This window comes from Halomonas sp. KM-1 (genome assembly GCF_000246875.1).
Taxonomy (GTDB): domain Bacteria; phylum Pseudomonadota; class Gammaproteobacteria; order Pseudomonadales; family Halomonadaceae; genus Halomonas; species Halomonas aerodenitrificans.
On record NZ_BAEU01000031.1, the window covers coordinates 1 to 2,306 of the forward strand.

The window sequence follows — 2,306 nt, forward strand, 5'->3', positions numbered from 1 at the left end:
TAACCATCAAGGGATTTGACGCACCATGCCCAAACCAACCATCGATGATTCACTGCCCGCCATGCGAGCCGGCGAGCGGGAAAACCGCGCCGGGGGTGAGCAGTACTGCTTGAGTCCTTTGCCTCTTCCCTCGGATAGCGAGCATGCAGTAGATGTAGCTCATATTGATGTTCGTCACGATGACGTCAGCATGGACCTCCGTCAGGCAGTAAGCCCCGAGAGCCTTATGACTGCGGGGCATACGCTAAGCGCTGGGGCTAGCGCTATTCTTGTGCTTTTTTTTATTACATGGTGGGCTGTTGGCGGTTTTCCACCAGACTCACAGCTTATAACTTTATGGGGAGGGGGTCTCTATTTCGGCTTCCTGTTCGTCTTTATTCTAGGTATCGTTTGGATGAATACGTTGCTTAGGCGTATCCCCCCTATTCGCTTAAATCGTCAGCGCCGTGAAGTAGCATTCGTCGTTGACCCGCCTGGTCGTTTTTTGCTGCCTGGCCCTCAAAATCCTTGGTTGATTTCTTTTGGCCCCGGCCTGGCAGCTTGTATATCTGGTGGAATGGGAGTTATTGAAATTGGCGAATGGCTAAGAGGCGCTCGGGAGGACTTTCCTCTGGGTTTGTTGCTGCTGCATATCGGCTCCATGGCCTTTCTTTTTGCTTACCCCTCAATCTATGACACCTTCTGTCGGCTCTGCAAACGCGAGCGACATACTGTGTTGGTACCGTGGGAAGACGTGATCGCAGTATGCGGCTTCAACCCCAGCCTAGGCCCGGGCGCCATCACGGGCTTCGGCTGGAACTTCGCCCTGCTGCCGCCCGACCCTGAACGGCCGGGTTACACTCTGCCCGGGGCCGGTATTGTCGTCGGTGTGGGCGGCCTGCCCGGGGCGCTGGCGCAGTGGGAGTACATCCGTCGCTTCATGGAAGAAGGCCCCGAGGCCATCACGCCTTCGGCCCGGGAGTGGGGCCTGGAGTGGTACGACGCCTACGTCGCCCGGGAAAAGGCGGAATGTGAACGCACCAACGACATGGCCCGCTGGCGGCGCTTCCGTCGCAAGCGGCTGTGGGAGCACGCCCGCTTCGCTCACTGGTACACCGAATATCGCATGAAGCACGTGCTGCCCAAGGCAGTGCCCAAAGACTGGCTGGCAGAGTGGTCCAAGCCACTGCCCCGGGAGCAGTGGGCCAAGCCTTCCCGCCAGCTTGCTGAACTCAGCGAGCAGCTGCGCGCCGCCTACCAGCGCGGCGAGAAGTTCATCGAGATGGGCGACATCGAGAAGCGCTTCGGCGTCGAGGTGCCACCGTCGCCGCGCACGGCTTACCGCACCCTGCCGTTTGCGACCAACGTGGCCTGACGATTCGCCTCATGGGCGGTAGGAGAGACACACGATGCAATCATCCGCCCTTCAAGGCCTCGTGGCAGCGCTGGTTCGCTGCTTTTCCATCTATCTTGGACTCACGGCTCTGCGCTTCGCGGTGCAGGGCGTGAGCTTCCATAGCAGCGATGTTCACTACCTGCATCTGGGCTACTTCGTTGTGACGGCACTGCTGTTTGCCGGGGTGGCGATTGTGCTCTGGCATTTTCATTCGGCGGTGGCGGGCCGGCTGCTGCCTGCTACGGGGGATGACCAAGCGAAGGCGTCGGCCCTGACTGGGGTCGACTTCGAGACTGGGCTGATCGGGGCGGTGGGGTTGTATGTTGCCGTCACCGCACTGCCTCAGCTCGCCAACCATGGCGCCTGGCTGTTCTACGACCGTGAACTGCTCGGTATACATCGAGCGGTAGAGGGGAGGGCGGCCTTTGTCGGCAGCCTGATTCAGCTTGGCCTGGGGGTATTGCTGCTACTGCGGGCGCCCGGTATCCGGCGGCTGGTTGCCAGGTTACGAACCGGCGGCACTTGAAGCGCTCCTTGCGGCCACGGGCGTCAGCAATGAAGATGGCGTCACAGCGAGCCAAAAACGACAAAAGGAAAAGCCCGGCCTTGCGGCCGGGCTGGATCTTCGCTTCCTTACCTCCACCTCGAGCATCCTTCCACCCGAGCATCCCTGGATAGTGAGTCTTCCTGACTCGGTCGTCCCTGGTTGAGCCTCCGTGCTCAGTACGGTTTTACTTTGCCAAGTAACGGTCTCTTCAGACGTTAACCTGGGGCAAGTGGCTTGTAAGAAATTGCCGATTCGTTTTGTAAGAAATAGCTTACAACCTTCGGCTGCCCTTCACTCTGCGCTTTCTGCCAGGCGCTCCGATGGCGTTTCGGCCGGCTGTGGGTGGACGCGCAGCAGCCACGAGGCGGCTGCGACGCCGGCCAG

General features: G+C 60.0%; 2 protein-coding genes. Both read left to right on the forward strand.

The window, feature by feature from the left end; genetic code table 11:
• Positions 1-733: 733 nt before the first annotated feature.
• The gene (locus B8115_RS23855) at positions 734-1,354 is read left to right on the forward strand and encodes a hypothetical protein (protein ID WP_234253312.1); all 621 of its coding nucleotides are present in this window, start codon (positions 734-736) and stop codon (positions 1,352-1,354) included.
• A 34-nt stretch (positions 1,355-1,388) separates the two neighbouring features.
• Positions 1,389-1,901, forward strand: a complete 513-nt coding sequence (locus tag B8115_RS02545) for a hypothetical protein (protein WP_010626177.1) — start codon at positions 1,389-1,391, stop codon at positions 1,899-1,901.
• Positions 1,902-2,306: the final 405 nt, after the last annotated feature.